The following is a 5021-nucleotide window of genomic DNA, read 5'->3' as shown; positions in this document are numbered from 1 at the left end:
GTAGGCGCGGCTCCTGGGCGCCGTTGCCGCTCGGTCCACCTTGCCGTTGGGGGAGAGCGGCAGGGCCGCCAGCTCCGTCCACAGCGCGGGGACGAGGTGGCCGGGCAGCCGGTCGCGCAGCCAGGCGGCCAGCTCGGCGCCGGACGCCGGTGCACCGGCGGCGGGCACCCAGTACGCGGCGAGCCGCCGGTCGCCCGGGGCCACCTCACGGGCCACCACGATCGCCTCGGCCACCGCCGGGTGGCCCAGCAGCACGCCGGTCACCTCGCCCGGCTCGACCCGGAAGCCGCGGATCTTGACCTGGTGGTCGGCGCGGCCGAGCAGCTCCAGCTCGCCGTCGGCCCGGCGGCGGGCCAGGTCGCCGGTACGGTAGAGGCGCTCGCCCGGCACCCGGGGGTACGGGTGCGGCACGAAGCGCTCGGCGGTCAGGCCCGGGCGGCCCAGGTAGCCGCGGGCCAGTCCCTCGCCCGCCACGCACAGCTCGCCGGGCACCCCGGCCGGGACCGCGCGCAGCAGCCCGTCCAGCACCAGCAGCCGCTGGTTGGGCAGCGGGTGCCCGTACGGGACCGGGGCGGCCGGGTCGGCGTCCTCGGGCACCCGGTACTCGTTGTTGCAGAAGGCGGCCTCGGCCACCCCGGCCGAGTTGACCACCCGGCAGCCGGGTGCGGCGGCGCGCAGCCGCGGCGGCAGCGCGGGCGGCAGCACGTCCCCGCCGACCAGTGCGGCGCGCAGGCTGTCCAGGGCCAGGCCGTGCTCCTCGGCGGCGGCCAGCATCGCCTCGGTGCCGGCCGGTCCCATCGACCAGACGGTCACCCGGTGGCGGGCGACCAGCTCGGCCCAGTGCCGCGGGTCGCGGGCCGCGTCCGGTGCGGGGAAGACGGCGGTGGCGCCGGTCAGCAGCGGGGCCAGGCAGTCGTGTACGGCCGGGTCGAAGCTCGGCGAGTGCAGCGCGATCATCCGGTCGCCGGGCCCGAAGCCGTGCGAACGGGCCAGTCCGGCGAAGGTGTTGACGATGGAGCGGTGGGTGACGGCGACGCCCTTGGGGCGCCCGGTGGAGCCCGAGGTGTACACCAGGTAGGCCAGGTTGGCCTCGCCGGCGCCCGCCGGAGCGGCCTCGCCGCGGCCGGACTCCGGCCCGTCCTCGGCGATCTCCTCCAGCAGCAGCACCGGGGTGCCGGCCGGGAGCGCGCCGGCGGTGGAGCGGTGGGCCAGCACCACGGCCGGACGGGCGTCCGCGAGCATGAAGGCCAGCCGGTCGGCCGGGTAGGACGGGTCCAGTCCGAGGAAGGCGCCGCCGGCCCGCAGCGTGCCCAGCATGGCGGCGCTGAGCCCCGCCCCGCGCTCCAGGCAGAGCGCCACCGGTACGTCCGGTCCGACGCCGTGCTCCCGCAGCCGGTGGGCGATCCGGCCGGCCCAGGCGTCCAGCGCCCGGTAGCCGAGGGAACCGGCCTGGTCGACCACCGCGACCGCCTCCGGCGTGCGGGCCGCCTGACGGGCGAACAGCTGGTCCACCCGCAGGCCGGCCGGGAGCTCGGCGTCGGTGTCGTTCCAGCCGTGCAGCTCCTGCTCCAGCTCCTCCGGGGTGAGCATGGGCAGGGCGGACAGCCGGGTGTCCGGCGTGCGGACGGCGGCGCCCAGCAGGGTGGTCCAGTGGCCGAGCAGCCGGGCCACCGTCGGGGCCTCGAAGAGGTCCCGGGCGAACTCGGCGAAGCCGGTGAAGCAGCCGTCCTCCTCGGTCAGCTGGAGGTCGAGGTCCAGGTGCGCGCTGTCCCGGGCCACGGTCACCGGCTCGACGGCCAGGCCGGCCAGCGCGGGCGTGGTGGCCGGCGCGTTCTGGAGCACGAAGCCGACCTGGGCCAGCGGGTTGCGCGACAGGTCGCGGCTGGGCGCCAGCTCCTCCACCAGCCGGTCGAAGGGCAGCTCCTGGTGCTCGAAGGCGTCCAGCGCGGTGTCCCGCACCCGTGCCACCAGCTGGGCGAAGTCCGGGTCGCCGGCCAGCGAGGTGCGCAGCAGCACCGTGTTGACCAGCGCGCCGACCAGCAGCTCGGTGCCCGGGGCGCGGGTGGCGGGCCCGGTCGCCACCACCACCTCCTCGGTGCCCGCGTGCCGGGCCAGCACCGCCTGGAAGGCGGCGAGCAGCACGATGAACGGGGTCGCCCCGGCGGCCCGGGCGAGGTCGCGCACCGCCTGCGAGACGGCCGCGTCCAGCCGCACCGGCACGGTCGCGCCGCGGAAGCTGCGCACCGCCGGGCGCGGGCGGTCGCCGGGCAGCTCCAGCGCCTGCGGCGCACCGGCCAGCCGCTCGCGCCAGTGGCCGAGCAGCCGGTCGCCGAGGCCGCCGTCCAGCAGGGCCTGCCGGCCGGCCACGTGGTCGGCGTAGCGCAGCGGCAGGGCGGGCAGCCGGACCGGCCGCCGCCCGGCCAGGGCGGCGTAGCACTCGGAGAGTTCGGACATCAGCAGGCCGAAGGACCAGCGGTCGACCACGATGTGGTGCAGCACCACGACCAGCAGGTGCTCCTGCGGCCCGACGGCGATCAGTTCGGCCCGCAGCAGCGGCCCCTTGGCCAGGTCGAACGGCTGCTCGGCGAGCCGGCCGGCCAGCTCCCGGACCTCCACCTCGCCGGCGCCGGCGGCCTCGGTCACGCCCAGCTCGAAGGCGCGGCGGGGCAGCACCAGCTGGACCGGGACGCCGTCCCGGGCCGGGAAGACGGTGCGCAGCGCCTCGTGCCGGTCGACCAGCAGCTGGAACGCCTGCCGGAGGTGGTCGGTGGCCAGCGGTCCGCGCAGCCGCAGGGCGGCGGCGGTGTTGTAGACGCCGCTGGGGCCCTCCAGCCGGTCGATCAGCCAGAACCGGCGCTGGGCGGCGGAGGCCGGCAGCACCTCGGCGGTGCGGGGGGCGGTGGCCACGGGGTGCTCCTTCACGGGGGCGGGGTCGGTCTCGGGGGTGCTGCGCGGGGTGCGGAGGTCGGTCACCGGTCCCCGCCCATCAGCTCGGCGAGGTCCTCGGCGGACAGGTCGTCGAAGCCGGCGTCGTCGGCCGGAACGGCCTCGCGGACCGGGGCGGCCGCCGTCTCCGGGGCCCCGGCGGCCGGGGCGCGGCGCACCGCCTCGGCGAACTCGCCGAGCACCGGCGCCTCGAACAGCGCCCGCACCGGCAGTGCGCGGCCCAGCGACTCGCGGACGGCGGCGGTCACCTGCACGGCGAGCAGGGAGTGGCCGCCGAGGTCGAAGAAGTCGTCGGCCAGCCCGATCCGGGCCACGCCCAGGGCGGCGCTCCAGATCTCGGCGAGCGCCCGCTCGGTGTCGTCGCGGGGGGCGAGCAGCGCGGTCGAGCCGGTGGACCAGTCCGGGGCCGGCAGCGCGGCCCGGTCGAGCTTGCCGTTGGCGGTCAGCGGCAGCGCGTCCAGCGTGACGAAGGCCTCCGGGACCATGTACTCCGGCAGCCGTTCCCGCAGGTGGGAGCGGAGCCGGGGGACCAGGCGGCGGGCGGCGCGGCCGCGGTGCGGGTCGTTGGCCCAGTGCGGCCACGGCAGGCCCGCGTCGTCCCCGGCGGGCGGCAGCGCCGTCTCCGGCTCGGTGCCGGCGGGGCGGAAGGCGGCGTCGAAGCGGCCCAGCGGGTCGCCGGCCGCCCAGCTGAGCTCCACGGCGTGTCCGTGGCGGTCGGCCAGCTCGCGCAGGTCCTGCGGGTCGAGCGCGACGGGCTCGCCGGTGTCGGCGGCATCCGTGGTGGGCAGGCCCGCACCCGCGGCGAGCCGCGCGGCGGTGCGGGCGTCGGCGTGCACCCGGGCGTTCGGGATGCCGGTGACCACCAGCGGCGAGCCGTCCGGCAGCGCCCGCAGCTCGCCGCCGGTCCACGGCACCGTGGGCACGGCGGCGGGCGCCGGTTCGGTGTCCAGGTGCAGGACGACGTCGTACCGGTAGCGGGTCATCTCGTTGCGGTCGCGCCCGGGCTTCGGCAGCACCTCCACCCGGCCGATCCGCGGGATCTCCCGGCGCAGCGCCGCGAAGAAGCGCGGGTCGAGCAGCAGCTCGTCCTCCTGCCGGACGGCCTGGCGGACCTGCCGGGCCAGCTCCGCGTCGGCCGCCCCGGCCGGCAGGCCCGGCTGCAGCACCGACACCTGGAAGGCGTCCAGCAGGGCCAGGTGCCGGACGTCGCCGACCACGATCCGCCCGCCCGGCGCCAGCAGCGCGGCGGCCCCGGTGAGGACCTCGACCAGGTAGCCGGCGCTCGGCAGGTACTGGGCCACCGAGTTGACGATCACGGTGTCGAACCCGCCGGCCGCCAGGTCGTCCAGCTCGTGGCCGGCCCGGCGCAGCAGCCGGACGTGCTCCCAGTGCGCCGGGAGGTGGCGGCGGACGTGGGCGACCGCGCTGTCCGACAGGTCGAGGGCGGTGTACTGCTCGCAGTCGCCGGCCAGCCGGAAGAGCAGCAGGCCGGTGCCGCTGCCGATCTCCAGGACCCGGCGCGGCCCGGTGCGCCGGACCAGCGCGACGGTGTCCTCCACCCAGTGCCGCATCTCCTCGGCCGGGATCGGCTCACCGGTGTAACTGCTCGTCCAGCCGCGGATGTTGAACGTCGGGTCGGAGCCGCCCACCTGCTCGTACTGGTCGTAGGCGGTGTCGAAGACGGTCCGCCACTGGGCGACCTGCTCGGAATCCCCGGTACGGTCGGCCGGCTCCTCGGGCGAGCCGTTCTCCTCGGGGACGAGGTAGGCGACCAGCCCGGTGCCGCCGTCCGGCGCCTCGCGGGGCAGGACGGCCGCGTGCCGCACGCCCGGGTGGGCGCCCAGCTCCCCCTCGATCTCGCCGAGCTCCACTCGGTGCCCGCGGACCTTGACCTGCTGGTCGATCCGGCCCAGGTACTCCAGCGTGCCTCCCCCGGCCTGGCGGCCGGGAGGTGCCCCCACCGGCAGCCGGCGGGCGAGGTCGCCGCTGCGGTACAGCCGCTCGCCGCCGCCCAGCGGGGAGGGGACGAAGCGCTCGGCGGTCAGCCCCGGGCGGCCCAGATAGCCGCGGGCCAG

Annotated in this window: 2 protein-coding genes; both read right to left on the bottom strand. The window is 77.8% G+C overall.

Annotation, left to right across the window (positions count from 1 at the left end; genetic code table 11):
• A partial coding sequence (locus ABZ885_RS35155) for an amino acid adenylation domain-containing protein (RefSeq protein ID WP_360198041.1) occupies positions 1–2907 on the bottom strand: 2907 nt, incomplete at its 3' end.
• Positions 2908–2969: 62 nt separating this feature from the next.
• Positions 2970–5021 (bottom strand): phosphopantetheine-binding protein (locus tag ABZ885_RS35150; protein ID WP_360198038.1); only part of this gene is annotated, 2052 nt, incomplete at its 5' end.

Source organism: Kitasatospora sp. NPDC047058 (assembly GCF_040643935.1).
Classification (GTDB): Bacteria; Actinomycetota; Actinomycetes; order Streptomycetales; family Streptomycetaceae; genus Kitasatospora.
This window is presented reverse-complemented; position numbering and strand designations above follow the sequence as displayed.